Below are 19,001 nucleotides of genomic sequence, written 5' to 3'. Positions count from 1 at the left end.
GCCATTATTGTTTTTTATTTTTGTACATAAGGAGCAAAAATCGAAATCATTTTTGCTGTTTCTGCACGAGAAGTGAATGCACCAGGTCTGAATTTGCCATTATAGCCTTCAACGATTCCCAGCTTATCCAGCATTGTAATTGCTTCTTTATCGTATTTGCCGTAATCGCTGTAATCCGCAAAATCAGTCACTTTGTATTCGCCATTTACATTTTCATAGACACGTTTTAAAATCAAAGCAAAATGAGCACGTGAGATGTTTGCTCTTGGATTGAATTTCGTTTCACTGACACCGTTGATTATGCCTGCTGCATATGCTGCATCTATTTGTTTCGCTAAAGTTCCCGGAAGATTTTTCGTATCCGTAAACGGTGAAGCCGGTGCATTTTCAATTTCTATGCCCAACATGCGATTCAAGATAAGTACAGCCTGCCAACGAGGCAACGTTTCTTGAGGTGCAAACGATGTATTTGATTTACCAGTCATAAGTTTTCGGTTGTAAACATCGGTGATGTATGGAGCTGACCAGTTTTCCATATTAACATCCGTATAAGGAATTACTGGACTGATGCGGTTTTCAAGTTTTGGTTCAACTGTTTTTAAACCGGCAATATAGTCGATGAACATTTGATAATCGATGTTTCCTGGCTCGCTGACACGGCCGGCTTTATAAGCTGCGCCGAATGATTCAAAGCCGTCTCCGCCTTTAGCTGTGAACGTGTTGGTTGCCACTTTGTATGATTTGTTCAAATCAAGTGGTGTTTTGACATTGCCGTTGACCACATTCACTGAAGTAACACGTGATCCTGCTGCTTTTGCCGGATCAAATGAGAATTCGAGTCCTGCCACGTGCAAGAATCCGCCATTTTCAGCCGGGAACAAACGGACACTGTGCTCAAGTGCTGTTTTCAATTCTGAACCTTTTAAGTTCATGATCGCCAAAGCGTTGCCGAACGGCATTGTCGTCAATACTTCACCTACTGTGATATCGCCTTGTTCGATGGATGCACGGATCCCGCCGCCGTTTTGGACAGCGATCACTGTATTTGGATCAATCGTTTTGGCTGTGGCAAGCATGCCGTCTGTAATCAAGTTGCCCAGATTGGTTTCAGAAGCACGTACGCCGCCTTCGTTGCGTCCACCGTTAAGGAAGACTTCAGCCGTAGCACCTGTTGACTCGTTTTTCACTTCTTCCACTTCTGCAGAGTAATCTTTGAGAAGCTCAGCCGCTTCTGGATCTGCAACGATTCCTTCAGCGCCGACATCATGCAATTTGCCAGTATGTGAAGTGATCACACCTTCTTCATTAAACGTTACATCCAATTGGCCAAGGAATTTATTGTATTCATTTGCTTGTACGATAACTGTCGGATCTGTGTTTCCTTCGAATACGAACGGTTTCTCCAACTTAACGTGCGTGTGACCGCCAACGATGACATCGATGCCTTCAACTGCAGCAGCCAACAACTGATCATTATCGAATTCAGCAGAGTCGTCAAATCCGATATGTGTCAAAGCAACGATTTTATTGACGCCTTCTGCTTCAAATGCATCAACCGCCCCTTGAGCAGCTTCAATGTAATCAGAGAAAGTGATTGCTCCTGGACTTGAGATGGATGTGGTTTCAGCAGTCGTCAAACCGAAAATCCCGACTTCTTCGCCGTCAATTTCCTTAATGATACCGTTATAGATTTGACCGTTTTCGGCTTCAGCTGTGTATACTTTTTCTTGATATCCGGCCATGATGCCATCACCTGAAAAGTCGACGTTCGCTGCAACGAATGGGAAATCGGCGCCGCCTACAAACTCGCCAAGAGATTTATGGCCTTCTTCGCCCGAGCCTAAATCGAATTCATGGTTACCGAAAGTCATGGCGTCGTATTTCATCAAATTCATGAACGGCAAATCCGCTTGCCCTTCAAAGGTATTAAAGTACAATGTTCCAGAAAAAACGTCCCCTGCATCCAGCAATAGATTATTCGGTTTTTCTGCACGAATCTGGTTGACCAGTGTGACTCGGTTCGCCACTTTATCCAAATTTGCGTGCGTGTCGTTCGTGTGCATGATCGTCAGTTCAAAATCCCCTTCTGCTGCTTGTGCTGTTCCAGGTGACTGAACCCCAACTACACTTGCCGTCAACGCCACTGCAATTGCTGATTTAAACATTTTCCCCTTCATTTGACACCATCCTTAAGTTTTTTTGACTAATTGCTCCATAGACAGACTGATTTCCTACCTAAAGTCAGCGAAGTTAGGCATGATGTACTACTTTAAACAGGCGCAATTATTCAGCTTAATTTTATCATGCAGTATTTCTTTCAACAATAGAATAATTTGAACTTTACTAATAATTTAACAATTCCTTTACTTTATTTACAAAATACATATTTTGCTTACATACTTCCAACAGGGACAAACATGTTATGATAATAAAAGTGCTTATCTCACAACAGCTTCAGATTTAAAAAGGTCAGGTGATACGATGAATTTATCCAGAAAATATTTAAATGAAGTTCAATATGCACGGGCACTTGCGTTGTTTGGGGTGTTTGCAGTCCATTCTTCTTCTACCGGTGTAGGCGGAAGCGATCCGAGTTCGCTTTCCTTTGCTTTATACAACTTTTTCAATATTGCTGGAAAGTTGGGCACGCCCACATTTATTTTTCTAAGCAGCTTTATCTTGTTTTATACTTACTACCACCGCGAGTTGACTATGAACCTGTTTCAAAAATTCTATAAGAAGCGCCTATTGTATATTCTGGTTCCCTACATTGTCTTCTCCGTATTTTATTATGTATTGAAATTGAATCTATATGACACATTTGTAGATTTCCCTACATTGATTTCCAGCTTTTTGGCAGCTTTAGCGACAGGCAAAGCGCATACCCATCTGTACTTCGTTTTTGTCAGTGTTCAATTCTACTTGATGTTTCCAATTTTGCTGTATTTGTTTAAACGGTTCAAGTTCGTCCGCAAATATGCGATCATCCTTGGGATCGTCATTCAGTGGACATGGGTTATCCTGAACTCAGAGATTTTCCAGGTAACCGCAAAGAATTCAATCGCTCTGTCCTACTTTATGTTTTACTTTTTTGGGGCATTCCTCGGCGTTTATTATGAACAGGTTGCGGCCTGGATTCGCAATTGGCGAAAAAACTGGCCTGTTTTGGCCGGAATCTTTGTCGCTTATGGCACGATGATTTTCATCTACGTCGGGATGATGTTCATGATTCGCACACAGCAAGGCAGTTACAGTAACCGGATGCTTGAATTCGCCTGGAGCACTCATGCATTTTTTGCTGCTGCAGTAATCTTCATTGTTATTCATTTTATTGAAATATGGAAGGTGCCAAAATTCAAGAGAGTTTTAACGGAAATTGGCGCTGTCTCATTCGGCATGTACTTAATCCATCCGTTCTTCCTACTATTTCTGAGACGTTGGCTCCCAGGAGGCGAACCATTGATCTTCCATTCCTGGCAACTCATCACTTTTGGTGTAACGTTCTTCAGCAGCTGGCTGATCGTCCGCCTATTCTATGACTTTGTTCCGTACAGCTGGATCGTTTTTGGTCAAGGCAACCGTTTATTTAAAAAGCCTGAACAAACAAAAGAAGTAAAAGCATAGATCGATTAGGCATCCCTTAAATAGGGATGCCTTTTTTAGTTGAATTTCAAGTGATTTGAGAAAGGAGTCATCCAGGATACCTCGCGGCGGCTAGTTCGGATTGGGTATCCACACTAAGCCGGGCAATCGGAGAACGCCGCCCGGCTTATCGTGATTCTGTAGCATAAATTTGTGGATCTAAATGATCTAGTTAGGATTCTACTGGAATAAGGCTATGCTTTTACCTCAACTAGTTTCTTCTCTACAGGAGGTACCTGCTTTCCTACAGAAATTCCGTGAAAGATGAGAAGCATAATGGCGGGTTCAATGAGCAAGAAATCCATTTTTGTGTATGAGCTACGCCTGGTCAGAACGTTATGCTCTTCATGCCGGCTGTTCGCTGAGCGACAGCCTCAATTTAAAGGCTTGAATTGTTTGCGTGCCAGGCACGCACACAATTCCACACAAAAAAAGCCATCCTCAAGGTTTCACAACCTCGAGAACAGCCTGTTTACTTAACGGTTCTTTACTTTTGTTTTTCAGTGTATGCCAATGGTGCGGCGCTCGCGATTGGTGCCTCGATGGCGTCGAGGACTGTGCGTGCGGTTTGGTTGGCACTTTTTTGGAGCGGTGCGGCTGCTTGGGTGATTTTCTGCAGCTCGTCCGGGTAGTTTGTGAAAATGCGCTCGATTGCCTGGACAAGGTCAGCGTGGTTCCAGTCCTTGGCTTCTACGTGGCCGAGGACCGGCTGGCTGACGATGTTGGCGAATGAGTCGATTTTCGGATCGTACGATAAAGCGACAAACGGCGTATAGCTGACAGCCGCGAAAATCAAGGCATGAAGGCGCATGCCGAACAGCACATCTGACTCTTTAATGATGGCCATCTTCTCTTGAATCGTGCTGTCATGAGGTGCGATATGCGCCTTGTTTTTCATTAGGTCTTGGACTTGCTGGGAAGTCTTGAAATCGTGTTTGCCGTGCATCGGAACAAACACAACTTCGTATCCTTTAGCCGCCAACTCGTCGAGCCCTTTTGCGATTTCACCGAAAGCATACGCTTCATTGTTCCAGTCGCGGACCGAGACGCTGATGACTTTATTTTCGAAGTTCTGTTGGCGCAGCCAAATGCTTTCGAAGTTGTCTGCCTCGAGCCCCATAACCGGATCGGGCACCAGATGGATTTCCGTAGTGACGCCTATTTTTTCCAGCAGCTGTCGGGACTGCTCGTCGCGGACCGTCAGCAGCTTCACTGAATTCAACACATGCTTGACGATCATTTGGTTGAGCCGGCTGCTGATTGGGCCCATGCCCTGCGCATAGACGAATACCGGTTTTTTCAGCTGTTGTGCGATTTTCATGACACCCGCGTAATACGGGATGCTTTTGCGGCCGGTTTCGTCCTGCAACAGGCTGCCGCCTCCGCTGATCAACCCGTCGGAAGATTTGATCGCTGCGCGCACATCTTTCAGGCTCCATCTATTAACGGCCTTGACGCGATAGGTTTCAGCCGTTTTTTCCGGCTTATTGGATAGTACGATAATTTCAATTCTTGGATAGTACTCTTTCAATGAATGGATAATGGCATAGAGAATAGCTTCGTCTCCCACATTGTCAAAACCATAATATCCAGATAACACTATTCTCACGCCTGCCACCTCATTCTTATCATAGTGATCATTTTCTTCCACACAGTTTCATATAGCCAGATCAGGACAAGTCCTATTATAAACCCGAAAACTATACTATAACCACTTCTGAGCAAAGAAATCAATAACGGGATATGAAGATGAGTAAATGTATTCACTAAGGACAGGAAACCGATGACTCCTGGAATAAGCAGGAAATAATAGGCTTTCGGGTAACTCTTCACCATATGGAGTGCCAGGATGAACAACGGGAAGCCAATAAGGAATTCTTTTGTACGTGGTCTGACGTAAAGAAGCTGCTCCAGCATCAGGCGAACCTGCAGTTCAATTGCAGAAACTTGTCCGGCATTGCCTGTACGGCTCATGTAATACAAAATAACCCCCGCTATAAGGGCAATGATCGCCATATGCCAGTAAATCACATTCATTGTCAGGAGCTTTCTGATATTCCCCCACACGGCATAGATGGCAATAAAGGCAATCGGAATAATGTAAATCAACGACACCCCTCTGAACAAATCAATGCCCAGCAAGTATTGATTGCCGTTCAGCAACACGACAATCAGCCAGATGCCGATGGCCGCAATGCCCAGCGCCTGTGCGTAAGAGCGGATTAGGTACCATTTTTTCTGTGGTTCTTTTTTCAACAGCACTGCCCAGATCGGCGCCGTCACGGCAACCGCTAAAGCGAATGCCTTCAAGACCATGCTTTGGCCGGTCACCAAGTAAATAACAGCAGCCAGTGCAGAGCCGATCAATGCCAATAAAGTCAGTCGGTTGTTTTTAAAGACATACTGAGCTGCCAGTGTCAGGAACGCAATGGCACCAAGCAGAGCCATGGCGGTTTGCCAAAGCGGTACGCTATACGTTTCGAATGAACGCGATTCACCGCGCACAAAGCTGTCCGGCATGTTGTTATTGACATCCGCCTGCAGCTCTTGCAATGCCGTCAATGCCAGATTGTATTCCGGCTGAGTCATGTTGATGAAAAAAGCGCGCATATTGCGTTCTTTTGCTGCGCGGACAATTTTATCCGCGCTTTCCGCGACATTGCCATCTTCTAAAGCCAGACTGTGAAGACGCACGAGGTTCAAGTCATTGATATAAGCGAGCTGGTTCAAGCCTTTTTGGCCGGCGAATTCAATGCTCATCAAGCCGTAACCAGCCTCTTTCAACTGCTCGCCGAATTCCTTCAGGCGCTCAGGATTTGAATATGCTGGAGCGTAATTCCCACTGAACAGGATTTTTTCAACGCCGGGTTCTTTAATCGACAGAAGTTCTTCGATCATCCGCTCAGTCTGTTCCTCATCTGAATAGTCGCCCAGACGCGGCACAACCATAAGCCCTGCTTCTTGTATCGAAGCAATCACTTCCGGGTCATAGCCGACCGGTACGGAAAGGATCTTATCAGCAGCGCCCGGGATATAGGTGTACGCTTCATCATTTACAGTGAACGTAAATTTCTCTTCAAAAAAACCGGCTGTGGTTTCTTCAAAATCAAACGAGCCATTCGAATGGATAAACAATCCCGTTTTATCGAAAGGCGCTTCGAGTGGATCCTGCTGAGTCAACAGCAAATGTTCCCGCATACGGGACGTGCTGACAGCAGTGATCAGCCCTTTTCTTTCCAAGGAGCTGATTGTATCCGGTTCAAGGCTGATGCTTTGGATGCCCGTATTTTTGAAGTCGGACAAGATGCCGTCCAACGTCAATGATGGATCCTCGATCAACCAGTTGGTTGTCAGCTTGAAGGGTACGATGGTTTCGTATTTTTTATTTGATTCTTCTATTTGTATGCGTTGAAATGCTGAAGGAATGGTCAATAGCAATGCCGCCAGGAGGATTCCGATTAAAACTTTCTTCACGTAAGTACACACCCTTAACTTTTCTTGGTTTGCCTGGATAACAGGCGTTATTTCTTGGCGATGAATTTATTTATGACAGGAATGCGCTGCAATACGCTTTGGTCCACTGCTTTTGTCACCAGCAGCAAGACAAAGTAGATGACGCCGCCGGCTGCTACTGCCGCTCCTACATACAATAAAGCTGAAAGTCTGGTCAGCTGTTCAAAATCCAATAGGTAACTTGGCAGCCAAATGGCTGCCCCCATGACAAGTGAGGCAAAGACGATGAGGCCTGTTTTTTTCGGGAAAAAGCTGAAACCCGTGTATTTGCGGATGGCTAGAGCGTTTAAAACGAATAAAATCAAGTAAATCGCTGCTGTTGAAACCGCAGCTCCTTCCAATCCGTAACGATTGACCAACACCAGGTTCAGCACCAATTTGATGAGGACGCCGATGATGATGATCCAAGCGCCGAGCCGCGCTTTATTGATTCCCTGCAATACGCCCGTACCAAGTACAGTCAGTGAAGTGAACAGCGAACTGAACGACACGATTGCGAGTACGGTACTGCCTTGCAGATCCGTGAACAAACCCAAGTTGATCGGCAAAGTCAGAACGACCAAACCGACAGCGGCTGGAACGGATAAGAGATAAGTCAGGAAAAACGTGTTGTCGATCAGCTTAGCTGAGCCGATTTTATCGTTCTGCGCCAATTTGGCTGAAATGGATGGAATCAATGGCAGGATGACGGAACTGGCAAAAACCGTAACGATTTGGACCAATGCCAGGCCCCTGCCGTATATTCCGTACAGCGAATTGATGTCTTCCGCAGCTTCTCCGTGCATTTTCAATGCGGTCGGAATGGTGATCGAGTCCACCAGGTTCAATAAAGCCATCGTAATGGCACCGATGCAAATCGGAATGGAAATCTTCAGGATCGTTTTGGCGGTTGATTTGAAGTCCGCCAGTTTATAAGACAGCCCTTTTACAACTCTGACAGATGAACGGTTGTACAGAATACGGAGATAAATGAACGAACCGATCGCTCCGATGATGGAGCCGATCATGATGCCGCCCGCAATCTGCTCATCGCTGTAAAGGCGGTCCACCATATAGATGGCGACCAGCAGGATCAGGCCGACGCGGATGAATTGTTCAATGACCTGCGATACCGCGGTGGGCGTCATGTCCTGATGCCCTTGGAAATAACCACGGTAAACCGCCATATAAGGCGCCACAAGCAAGGTACAGGAAACGGTGATCAGCGCAAGACGCGTCGTTTCGCCTCCAAGGACATTTGCGATTTGGTGAGAAAATCCGTAGAGGATCAAGAAGCTGGCCACTCCGAACAGCAAGGCCAGAATGCCGGAAGTGAAAAAGACGTTCTTGATTTGCTGTTGATCGTCTTTTGCACGGGCTTCCGCAATCAGTTTGGAGATGGCGATGGGAATTCCGGCGACCGACAAGGTCAAAGCGACCATATAGACCGGATACACCAAGGTGAAAATTCCGAGCACTTCATCTCCGGCGATGTTCTGGAGCGGAATCCGAAATAAACTGCCCAGTATTTTAGACAGCAAAGCTGCGATAGATAAGATTAAGGTACTTTTCAGCAAAGTATTCTTCATTCTTTACGTAAAGCCTTTCGCCCGATCACCGTCGCTGCGAATTTCGGCAGCACCAGCATGCGTTTCCAACGGGAAGGCTGTTTGACCAACCGGTAGAACCATTCCAGGTTCATTTTCTGCCAAAGTTCCGGCGCACGTTTGACGTTTCCGGAAAAGACATCAAAACTGCCGCCGATGCCAATGAAAACACCTTTGTCGAATTCATCGATATGCGCACCGATCCATTGTTCCTGCCTCGGGAAACCGAGCGCTACAAAGACGATGTCCGGCGCCGCGTTCTTGATCTGCTGCGGCAAAACATGATCGTTCCAATCAAAAAAGCCGTTATGGCTGCCGGCGATCCGGATGCCCGGATAATTCTCTTTCGCTTTTTTGACCGTTGCCTGCAGCACTTCTTCTGCAGCTCCCAGGAAAAAGATACTGGAGTGGTTTTTGTCTGCAGCCTCGAGCAAATCAAGCATTAAATCATAGCCGCTGACGCGTTCCGGCAACGGTTCGCCGACGATTGCGGCAGCTTTGACGATGCCGATGCCGTCTGCTGTTATGTATTGGGCTTTCGCTAAAGTTTGTTTGTATTGATTGTCTTCCAGGGAATGCATGACGATTTCCGGATTGGCTGTCACGACAAACGTTTTTTCCTGTCTTTCAATATGGCTTTGCAAAGTGTTGATAAAAGCTGTCTGGGTTGTGTTGATAAATGGCACTCCCAGTATATGAACAAATTTCGAAGTCATCGGTAATCTCCTCTTCAAGGCAAAATATCTTAGGCTAGTATAACATAAAGAAGAACCCTGTGTTCAAGCTATGTCCGCTTGAATACAGGGTTCTTCCGTTAAGATTGTGTAAAGTTTATTTCTGAGCGAGCGGCAGCAATTTGATGTAATCGCCGTGTACGTAAGCCTTCGCATAGGAATTGTTTTCAGAAGCGACTTCATGCCACATTGCACCATTGGCAGCCTTCACTTGCTGATTGAGAATGACAGGAACTCCTGTTGTTTTCAACGTATAAATAGAAGCAAAGTTTGTGCTTGCATCTTTCCGGAAATTCAACGGGCTTGTTGTCGTATAGCCGAGCTCGTAGTGATTCAAATCTTTATTGCCAAGATACGAATCGATCCGGTACATATGCCCCGCGATTTTCTCTCCCCAGAATGCGTCAGATGCATAACGTACGTTCATGCCGATGCCTTTATGGCCGAGGACGGGTCCATTGTAATAGCCGCCAGTCGGTGACAAATAGCCTGAATTGATCCGTTTGGCTGCATCTTCAATCGACTCTCTGAATGTGGCGTAAGAATACGCCTTGTTATAAGCGTCTCCATCTACTGCTCCATAGCCGAAAAGATTCCGTTTGTCCTGTGCAATTTTGCTGGTTCCCCAGCCGCTTTCATGGATAGCGTGGGACAACAGGTAAAGTGCATTGATTTTGTGTTTCTGTTCCATTTCTTTAAAGAACTTGCCTGAACCGACAAGCGGACTGCTTGTCCAGACTTTGCCTTGCTGGGTTTTATTGTAGTAAGGGAATTTATCTTTGAGGAATTTATCCAACTCCTCTGCTGTATAGCTGCTTGCTGAATGAAGCGGAAGCTTGTTGAAATACTGATGGCTTTCCACAACTTTCGCTCCAGCCGACGTTGTGAATGTTGCGCCGTCCCAGCTGTAATACTTCATGCCGCTGACGAATTCTTTCGGCGCTTTGCCGATGATTCCTGTCGATACGTAGCTTCCAGTCGAATGATTGAAAAGTTTATGGACCAAGTTGCCTTTGTCCACTTCATAATAAGATTGCCCTTTCAACATCGGCTGCGGAATCAAACGGACCACTTTCGAACTGACGTAACCGGTTTTTCCGGCCAGTTCCACTTTGACGGTCGTCGCTGTAGCGTCCAGGAATTTCAATTCGCTGTTGGCCGGTACATACGGACGGAATTTGCTGCTGGTATCCGCACTTAGCTTTTCCGTTGGATAAATCTCGGTAAAAGCGTTCGTTGCAGCAATCCCCTGCTTCATCCAGACGATTTGATTGCTGCGTTCAACAGCCTGAACTTTTGAATTCTTTTGTGCATAGTCTTTTGCTTGGTCAAATGTCTCAAAGTGCTTCACGACCGTCGTTTTGTCTGCTGTGACTGTTGATGCCTGAAACTCCAGGTTTTTCGGTGGGAACACTTCATCTCTGCCTCTCAGCATAACCAAAGCCACCATCCATCTTTTTGAACTGTCTTTCGGTTTGAAAGTATTGTCTTTATTGCCTGTAATGATTCCGAGATGCGTAAGAATGCGAACGCCTTCTCTATGTTCATTTCTTATAGTAGAAGTATCCGTAAAATCCAATGCTTTTGTCTCTGAAACATCAATAACAAGGCCTTTTGCAGTTAAGGCCCGTGAAACCATGGTCGCCATTTGTTCACGGTTGATCAATTCATTCGGCTTAAATACATTGTTCGGATAGCCTTTGATGATCCCTGCCTCTACAGCTTCAGCGATTGGGTTAAAGTACCACTTTCCAGGCTCCACATCCTTGAAGTGTGATGTGGCTGCAACAGCCGCTGCTGAAAATCCGCCGTTTTCAGCAGAAGCGCTGGTTACGGGTGTGCCAAGTTCGAACGATTGCACAACCATTTTAGCGAACTCTGCTCGTGTTACTTCTTTATTAGGGCGAATCGTGCCGTCGTTATAGCCTTGGATAATCCCTAACTTCATTAATTCTCTCATTTCAGCTTCATATGCATGTCCCGACAAATCATCTGCTGCTTTTGCAGTCTCTGACGAAAGAGTCGAAAGTACGATAAGCATAGCCAAGAAGCCTATCAGCAATTTTCTCATTTTGATAAATCCCCCTCTTGTAAATTACGGCAATATTTTACTATTTATAAGGCAACTCATGTGCTCCTTATAAATCAGTTCTTACCTTAAAGCATTTTGACCGGGTAAACTATAATGCTAATTATCTATATTTAACCATTTATTTATGGATAAATATTCAATGAACAGGTTCAATTGTATCATCAACTCTATTCTTCACGAAAGACATATTTTTATTATTTTTTTAATTGCGCAATAATATTCTAAAATTTCTCATATCTTTATCAACTTTATAGGTATTTAGTATTAGATTGAAAATCACCGAACAGAAATAATACTTTTAAACCATACTATTTTCTCATTTATCAAAAATACCCATTAATTTGAATAAATTTCTGCTAATATATCTAACATAGAGAAAGAAATTAATAGGAGGAAATGAAAATTAAATGAAAACTGTTTTATCGAAAGTTACCCTGTTTCTTATTGCTGCCGTTCTTGTGATTTCCAGTCTAGGTATAAATACTGCATCCGCTGCAGGCAATCCGTTTAAAGATGTGTCGTCTTCAGACGAGGAAATACTGTATTTATACAATAGAGGTACCATTAAAGGCATCTCTGATACTATGTTTGGTCCAAAACAAGCTGTAACACGCGAGCAAGCTGCTACATTGATTGGCCGTGCCTTGAATTTGGATGCCGACAAACGGAAAACTTCTTTCCCAGATGTCAATTCAGATCGTTATAGCTCAGGTTATATTCAAACAGCTTACGAAAAAGGTATTATAACTGGCGGTTCAGACGGGAAATTCCGTCCCCAGGATACGATGACCCGTGGCGAAATGGCCTTCTTACTTAGCCGAGCTTTTAATTACCAAAAAACCGGCCATGTTTACTTTACCGATATCAAAACTAACAACAATAGTGGCAGCCTGTACACGGCAGTCAATAAAATCGCTACTGCAGGTGTTTCGAATGGTACTGGAAAAGGCACCTATTCACCGAGCAGCAAATTGATCCGTGAAGAGTTCGCTATTTTCCTGGCTCGTGCATTGAATTCAAGCTTTAGAGTTACATATAAAAACGTAGCGTTCGCTGATTTGAACGTTACTGTCAACAACTTGAACGTCCGCAAAGGAGCTGGCACCGGGTTTGCATCCATCGGAAAATTGAATGCCGGCGCACCGTTCCGTGTCTATGGCTACAACGGTTCATGGGCATACGGCATCAGCGGCAATATGACAGGTTACGTCAGCACCGCCTATCTTGGAAAAGCAGTTCCAGTCTCAGCGAACAACCGCTTTATCACACTTGATCCTGGCCACGGGGGCAACGATCCGGGCGCAGTTGGCAACGGCTTACGCGAATCCGATATCAACTTGGATGTTTCCAAACGCGTAGAAGCGAAATTGAAAGCAAAAGGCATCAAGGTCTATATGACCCGCACTACCGATGTGTTCCATTCATTGAGTGCTCGTGTTGATAAAGGGGTTGCCAGCGGATCGAATGCTTTCCTCAGCATCCATACCAATGCAGCCACTCCAGCAGCAAGCGGATCTGAAACTTTCTATTCTGCTTCAGTCGGCAACGACAGCAAGCAATTAGCGACATTTGTTCAAAACCGCTTGTATAAAGCGATGGACCACCAGAACCGCGGCGTTAAAAACTACGGCTTCCAGGTCATCCGCACGAACCCGCTGCCAGCTGCTTTAGTGGAATTAGGATTTATCACCAACAAATCCGACGCTTCTAAATTAGCTACCGCTACTTACAAAGATCGTGCCGCTACGGCAATTGCTTTAGGAATCGAAGATTATTACAATTGGAAAGCAAAAAATTAATTTTTCCAAACGGACTTTTTAGTCCGTTTTTTTGTTGTATACTACATGGAAAGCACATTGCCCAGAGGAGGAAATTTATTGAACAAATTAAGCGCTATCGCAATATCCGCTATACTTCTCAGCGGATTATCTGCCACCCACGCCGCTGCAGCCGAAACATCAAACGAATCAGAGCGTGTTATCATCTCTTTTAATGAAGAAATCGATTATAAATTGCTTGAAGAAATGGGAGCCGAAATCCACGAGGAGTTTGATTCCATTTCTGCAGTGTCAGTCACGTTGCCCGAAGAAGGCATGATCCAGTCAGCCAGCAACGAATCTTCCATTGAATACATAGAGGAGAATTCAGAAGTCAGAGCCGCTGCACAGACCACTACCTGGGGTTACCGCGCCATCAAAGCCAATACCGCTTCAAAGCTCGGATACACCGGTAAAGGCGTGAAAATCGCCATCATCGACTCAGGAATCAACGCCAAACATCCTGACTTGAAAGTGGCTGGAGGCATCTCCAAAGTTGAAAACTCCCGCCATGACACAGACAGCAACGGACACGGCACCCATGTGGCCGGAGTCATCGGAGCGCTGAATAATTCTATCGGCACAGTCGGCGTTGCGCCCGACGCTAAGCTTTATTCCGTCAAAGTCCTGTCAGCCAACGGAGTCGGCACACTTGAAGGCGTCGTAGCCGGTATCCAATGGGCCATCGACCAGAAAGTCGACATCATCAATATGAGTTTGACCACCATCAATGACGACAAAGTCTTGCGCGACATTACAAAAAAAGCATACGATGCTGGAATTGTCGTAGTCGCGGCTTCGGGCAACGAGCGGCGCACCGGCGTTTTCAATGACGTCCTGTTCCCTGCACGCTTTCCATCCGTCATCGCTGTCGGTTCGGTATCCAAACTCAACCAGCTGTCTTACTTCTCGAATTACGGCGCTTCACAGGAATTAGTGGCGCCAGGTGAAGACATTTTGAGCAGCTTCGTCGATGCCAAAACCACCACTCAGGAAGATTATGCAGTTTCTGAAGGAACGTCGGTCGCTGCGCCTTTCGCAGCCGGCACCTTTGCGCAATACATGGAAGCCTATCCGCATCTGACAAATAAACAATTGCGCGAAACCGTGAAACGTTCAGCGACGGACCTGGGAGTAAAAGGCCGCGACAATACGTTCGGCAACGGACTGGTCCAATCGCTCCAGACCAAAGCTGCTCTCTATCCGGACATGAAGCTCAACGCCTGGTACACAGCACCCATCAAGAGCATTTTCGACCGCGGCCTCACCAACGGGTTCCCGGACGGCACATACCGCCCGAACGACACAATTACCCGCGCTGAAGCCGTAACCATGCTCGGCCGTGCGTTAAAGCTCGATAAGTCGAATAAAAACCACCGCTTCACTGATGTCCCAAAAGATTCTTATGCTGCCGGCTATATCAACAGCGCTTATGAACGCGGCTACATCAAAGGGGTCAGCGCCAAATCATTCCGCCCGAACGATCCGATCAAACGTGGCGACATGGCACTCATCATCCAGGCCGCTTTCAAACTATCCGGCACTCAGCAAACCGGCTTTAAAGACGTACGCAAATCCATGTACTACTACGACGCCATCCAAGCAGCCTATTCAAACAATGTCGTCAAAGGCTACAAAGACAACACATTCCGCCCGAAAAATCCCATCACCCGCGCCGAAAACGCGGAGATTATGAGCAACGCTTTGAAGTGATTGATTGTAAAGCCGAACCGGTTTGCCGGTTCGGCTTTTTGATTTGGGGGTTCGGGGTTTCGGGGGTTCTACATGATGTTTTGCGGGGGCTACATGAGTTAGCGTGGCTCTTACATGAACTATTCGATTCTCTACAGGGATGACGGTGGCTTACCTGCGTATTCGGGGGTTCTACATAATCTATTGCGGGGGCTACATGAACTAGCGTGGCTCTTACATGAACACCTCGCTTTTCTACAGGGATAACAGTGGCTTACCTGCATGTTTGTGGGTTCTACAGGATGTTTTGTTGAGGCTACATGAACTAGCGGGGCTCTTACATGAACACCTCGCTTTTCTACAGGGATGACGGTGGCTTACCTGCATGTTCATGGATCCTACACGACCTATTGTGAGCGCTACATGAACTATCGCTCCCCTTACATCAACATCTTACTTCCTTACCAGCCCCTCATCCACCCACCTCCAAATCACCCTCTCCCACACAAACCTTCCCCCTAAACAAAAACCTTATATACCAAAAAAGCAGACCCCCTCGATAAAACCGAGGGGGATCTGCGATTCAACCCATATTTTATTTATTGATAGCTCTGTAAACAAATTTTGTGGATTCTACATGATGTTTTGCGGGGGCTACATGAGTTAGCGTGGCTCTTACATGAACTATTCGATTCTCTACAGGGATGACGGTGGCTTACCTGCATGTTTGTAGATTCTACATGACGCTTTGTTGGCGCTACATGAACTAGAGACGCCCTTACATGAACTACTCGCTTCTCTACAGGGATGCCAACAGTTTACCTGCATGTTTGTGGATTCTACATGATGTATTGCGGGCGCTACATGAACTAGTGACGCTTTTACATGAACTATTCGCTTCTCTACCGGGATGCCAACAGTTTACCTGCATGTTCATGGATCCTACATGATCTATCGTGAGCGCTACATGAACTAGCGCTACCCTTACATGAACATCTCACTTCCCTACCAACCCCTCACCCACCCACCTCCAAATCACCCACTTCCACACAAACCTTCCCCCTAAACAAAAACCTTATCTACCAAAAAAAGCAGACCCCCTCGATAAAACCGAGGGGGTCTGCGACTAAAACCATCTATTATTTATTAATAGCTCTGTGAACAAATGTTGCGTATTCAGCTCTTGTTGCGTTGGCATTCGGCTTGAATGTGCCGTCTTTGTAGCCAGTCGCCAAATTGCTTGCGGTTACGCTGTTGATTGATCCTTCAGCCCAATGTCCTTTGACATCTTTGAAAGAGGTTGAAGAGTTCGAAGCTTTTAGCGCAAAAGCATTAGTCAAAATTTTACTGATTTCTGCACGGGTGATTTTGGCGTTTGGCGCGTAATGGCCAGGTGAACGCCCTTGGACGATTCCCGCTTTCATGACTGCGTTAATGTTGCCGGCTGCCCAATGCGATGAAGGGACATCTTTGAAAGCCGAGCTTTTGACTGGCTTCAGTTTTAATGCGCGTGCGATGATCGTTGCCGCTTCCGCTCTTGATACGTCATTGTTCGGTTTGAACAAGCTGACATCGTATCCTGTGATGATGCTTTGCGTGCTCAAGCTTTTGATTTCTTTAACTGCCCAGTGGCCTGTCGCTACATCATAATACTGGCCGACTGGAAGAGCTTTTTTGGCTACAGGTTTTGCGACAGGTTTCGATACCGGTGTCGCCACATTTTTGACTTCGCTCAAACGGCGGGCACCCGTGTATTTTGGAGCCCAGTATGAATTGGTGTTTAAGTTGGCAACCGTTACACCGCTGCTCGTTGCAGAAATGAAGTTGCCATTGCCGACATAGATACCGGCATGAGAGATTCCAGCTTTGTATGTACCCGAAAAGAATACCATATCGCCTTCTTTAAGATTGCTTTTGCTGACGCCTGTTCCAATTTTGTATTGTTCAGCGGCAGTTCTTGGAATTGAAATGCCGAAGTTGTTGAAAACGTAGCGTAGATAACCGGAACAATCGAATCCTGATGGTGTTGTTCCTCCGAATTTGTAAGGTGTTCCTTTAAATTTATTGGCATATGTTGTAATTTCATTGGGTGTTGCTGCATTGGCTTCGGTGGCATTGAATGGGTTGGCTGATAATAAAAGAACAGCAATTATCATAAGCATTAGACGTTTCTTCACATAGCACCTCTTGTGTGGGATTTCGGGATGGTGATCAAGCATCTACCGTTAGTTACTTATTTAGTATATTTTTGATTGTATCAGTAAAAACTCCCATATCATGTTACAGTTATATTACAGTTACGTAACATTGCCTATTTGTATGTTTAATTTTAGGATATTACAGGTATATAAATGTCTAGATTTTAACTAGTTTAAAAGAACCGCCATAGACGAAAAAAGACCTTTTTGCCATCAGGCAAAAAGGTCTTTTTCAAGCTATTTATTTATTCGTGGCGATTTTCTTTGTCGCCCCAGCACTCAGTGTTTTTCAAGCCTGGAATATTTTTAGCAAAGAATTCCGGATTTTTTCCCGCTTTGCGCTGGCTTGTGTAATCTTCCAAAACTTTGAAAGCAATTTTTCCGAGGAGAGCGATAACGACCAAGTTGAGTATGGCCATGAAGCCCATGAACAGATCAGCCATGTTCCAAACCAGTTGAACTTGTGCCAACGCACCGAACATTACCATACCCAATACCCCGATACGATAAGCCAGCAACCAAGCACTGTGGGCATTGATGAATTCGATATTCGTTTCCCCATAATAATAGTTCCCGATAATTGAGCTGTAAGCGAAGAAAAGGATTGCTACCGCTAGGAAATAAGGAGCCCAATCGCCCAAGTGGACGTCCAATGAAGCTTGAGTCAACAGAATCCCTTCTTGTTCACCGTTCGAATACAAGTCTGCCAAGATAATGATGAAAGCTGTCGCAGAACAGATGATGATGGTATCAAAGAAAACACCTAAACTTTGTACAAGACCTTGTTTGGCTGGATGCGAGACGTTAGCAGATGCCGCTGCGTTCGGTACAGAACCCATACCGGCTTCGTTGGAGAACAAGCCCCGGCGAACGCCTTGCATGATGGCTGCACCAATTCCGCCGCCTACTGCTTCTTCTAAGCCAAATGCACTCTTCACAATCAAACTGAAGACCGCTGGAATTTCAGTAAAGTTCATGATCACAATATAAAGTGCTACCAAAATATAGGCAACAGCCATGATTGGAACAACGACTTGAGTAACACGCGCAATCCGTTTAACGCCACCGAAAATGATGACGGCCGTCAATAGGACAAGAGCGGCTCCTACTGACCAATCTGGGATATTGAAAACATCTCCAAATGATTGGGCAATCGTATTTGATTGGACCGAGTTAAAAATAAAGCCGAATGCCAAAGTCAATAGTATGGCAAAGACGATTCCCAGTTTGCGGGTTCCCAACGCCTTTTCCATATAGTAGGCTGGCCCACCACGGAATTGTTCACCATCGCGCACTTTATAAACTTGCGCTAGTGTACTTTCAATAAAGGCAGTGGCCATTCCTATGATGGCGACCATCCACATCCAAAAAACTGCACCTGGTCCTCCAATAGCGATCGCTAATGCGACACCGGTGATGTTTCCTGTTCCTACTCGTGAGGCTGTAGAGATTGTAAAAGCCTGGAATGCGGATACCCCGCTGTCTCCATCTTTTTTCTCAGTGATGACACGGAACATTTCGCCGAATAGACGAACCTGGACGAATTTGGTGCGAATTGTAAAATAAAGGCCAAGACCCAATAGAAGTGCAATTAATATGTATGTCCAGAGCAAAGTATTGACGTTATCGACGAACCATGTGATTCCATCTAAAAAAGCATCCATTCTGTTCTCCTCCTTTATTAGTAAACTTATTAACAATACCCTGTTTCCACTGGAAAGAAACTT

11 protein-coding genes are annotated in these 19,001 nt (G+C 45.5%); 3 read left to right on the top strand and 8 right to left on the bottom strand.

The window, feature by feature from the left end:
* Window positions 1–14 precede the first annotated feature (14 nt).
* Window positions 15–2,177, bottom strand: a complete 2,163-nt coding sequence (locus IRE19_RS01700) for a 5'-nucleotidase C-terminal domain-containing protein (protein WP_203339087.1) — start codon at window positions 2,175–2,177, stop codon at window positions 15–17.
* Window positions 2,178–2,481: 304 nt separating this feature from the next.
* Between IRE19_RS01700 and IRE19_RS01695 the strand changes: the two genes are divergently transcribed.
* Complete coding sequence (locus tag IRE19_RS01695; protein WP_203339086.1) at window positions 2,482–3,624, top strand: acyltransferase; 1,143 nt, start codon at window positions 2,482–2,484, stop codon at window positions 3,622–3,624.
* 505 nt (window positions 3,625–4,129) lie between these two features.
* Here the strand turns inward: IRE19_RS01695 and csaB are convergent.
* The 5 genes from csaB to IRE19_RS01670 form a co-directional block, all read right to left on the bottom strand.
* Window positions 4,130–5,251 carry a polysaccharide pyruvyl transferase CsaB gene (gene csaB / locus IRE19_RS01690; RefSeq protein ID WP_203339085.1) on the bottom strand — a complete coding sequence of 374 codons (1,122 nt, stop codon included), beginning with the start codon at window positions 5,249–5,251 and terminating at the stop codon, window positions 4,130–4,132.
* Window positions 5,248–7,116: a DUF5693 family protein gene (locus IRE19_RS01685; RefSeq protein ID WP_203339084.1), complete on the bottom strand. Its 1,869-nt coding sequence runs from the start codon at window positions 7,114–7,116 to the stop codon at window positions 5,248–5,250. Before IRE19_RS01685 ends, csaB begins: the two co-directional genes overlap by 4 nt.
* A gap of 47 nt (window positions 7,117–7,163) precedes the next feature.
* Window positions 7,164–8,723, bottom strand: coding sequence for a putative polysaccharide biosynthesis protein (locus tag IRE19_RS01680; protein WP_203339083.1), 1,560 nt, complete (start codon window positions 8,721–8,723; stop codon window positions 7,164–7,166).
* Window positions 8,720–9,457 (bottom strand): WecB/TagA/CpsF family glycosyltransferase, encoded by a 738-nt coding sequence (locus IRE19_RS01675; protein WP_203339082.1) that lies wholly within the window; start codon window positions 9,455–9,457, stop codon window positions 8,720–8,722. Before IRE19_RS01675 ends, IRE19_RS01680 begins: the two co-directional genes overlap by 4 nt.
* A 115-nt stretch (window positions 9,458–9,572) precedes the next feature.
* The gene (locus tag IRE19_RS01670; protein WP_203339081.1) at window positions 9,573–11,546 is read right to left on the bottom strand and encodes an S-layer homology domain-containing protein; all 1,974 of its coding nucleotides are present in this window, start codon (window positions 11,544–11,546) and stop codon (window positions 9,573–9,575) included.
* A gap of 428 nt (window positions 11,547–11,974) precedes the next feature.
* Between IRE19_RS01670 and IRE19_RS01665 the strand changes: the two genes are divergently transcribed.
* Together IRE19_RS01665 and IRE19_RS01660 are read left to right on the top strand one after the other, a co-directional pair.
* A complete protein-coding gene (locus tag IRE19_RS01665; protein WP_203339080.1) occupies window positions 11,975–13,366 on the top strand; it encodes an N-acetylmuramoyl-L-alanine amidase in 1,392 nt (463 codons plus the stop codon).
* A gap of 78 nt (window positions 13,367–13,444) precedes the next feature.
* Window positions 13,445–15,097 carry a S8 family peptidase gene (locus tag IRE19_RS01660; protein ID WP_203339079.1) on the top strand — a complete coding sequence of 551 codons (1,653 nt, stop codon included), beginning with the start codon at window positions 13,445–13,447 and terminating at the stop codon, window positions 15,095–15,097.
* A gap of 1,118 nt (window positions 15,098–16,215) precedes the next feature.
* On the opposite strand, the gene IRE19_RS01655 is transcribed toward IRE19_RS01660, so the two are convergent.
* Complete coding sequence (locus IRE19_RS01655) at window positions 16,216–17,253, bottom strand: C40 family peptidase (protein ID WP_290187193.1); 1,038 nt, start codon at window positions 17,251–17,253, stop codon at window positions 16,216–16,218.
* Window positions 17,254–17,519: 266 nt separating this feature from the next.
* Complete coding sequence (locus IRE19_RS01650; RefSeq protein WP_203339078.1) at window positions 17,520–18,938, bottom strand: alanine/glycine:cation symporter family protein; 1,419 nt, start codon at window positions 18,936–18,938, stop codon at window positions 17,520–17,522.
* Window positions 18,939–19,001: the final 63 nt, after the last annotated feature.

The organism is Planococcus beijingensis (assembly GCF_016820615.1).
Lineage (GTDB): Bacteria > Bacillota > Bacilli > Bacillales_A > Planococcaceae > Planococcus > Planococcus notacanthi.
The sequence above is the reverse complement of the archived record's forward strand: the minus strand, read 5'-3'. Positions and strand labels throughout refer to the sequence as shown.

Coding starts and splice junctions, on each gene's coding strand:
- IRE19_RS01670 (WP_203339081.1), bottom strand. CDS start 11,546: ATGAGAAAATTGCTGATAGGCTTCTTGGCTATGCTTATCGTACTTTCG.
- IRE19_RS01650 (WP_203339078.1), bottom strand. CDS start 18,938: ATGGATGCTTTTTTAGATGGAATCACATGGTTCGTCGATAACGTCAAT.
- IRE19_RS01695 (WP_203339086.1), top strand. CDS start 2,482: ATGAATTTATCCAGAAAATATTTAAATGAAGTTCAATATGCACGGGCA.
- IRE19_RS01700 (WP_203339087.1), bottom strand. CDS start 2,177: ATGAAGGGGAAAATGTTTAAATCAGCAATTGCAGTGGCGTTGACGGCA.
- IRE19_RS01680 (WP_203339083.1), bottom strand. CDS start 8,723: ATGAAGAATACTTTGCTGAAAAGTACCTTAATCTTATCTATCGCAGCT.
- IRE19_RS01675 (WP_203339082.1), bottom strand. CDS start 9,457: ATGACTTCGAAATTTGTTCATATACTGGGAGTGCCATTTATCAACACA.
- IRE19_RS01665 (WP_203339080.1), top strand. CDS start 11,975: ATGAAAACTGTTTTATCGAAAGTTACCCTGTTTCTTATTGCTGCCGTT.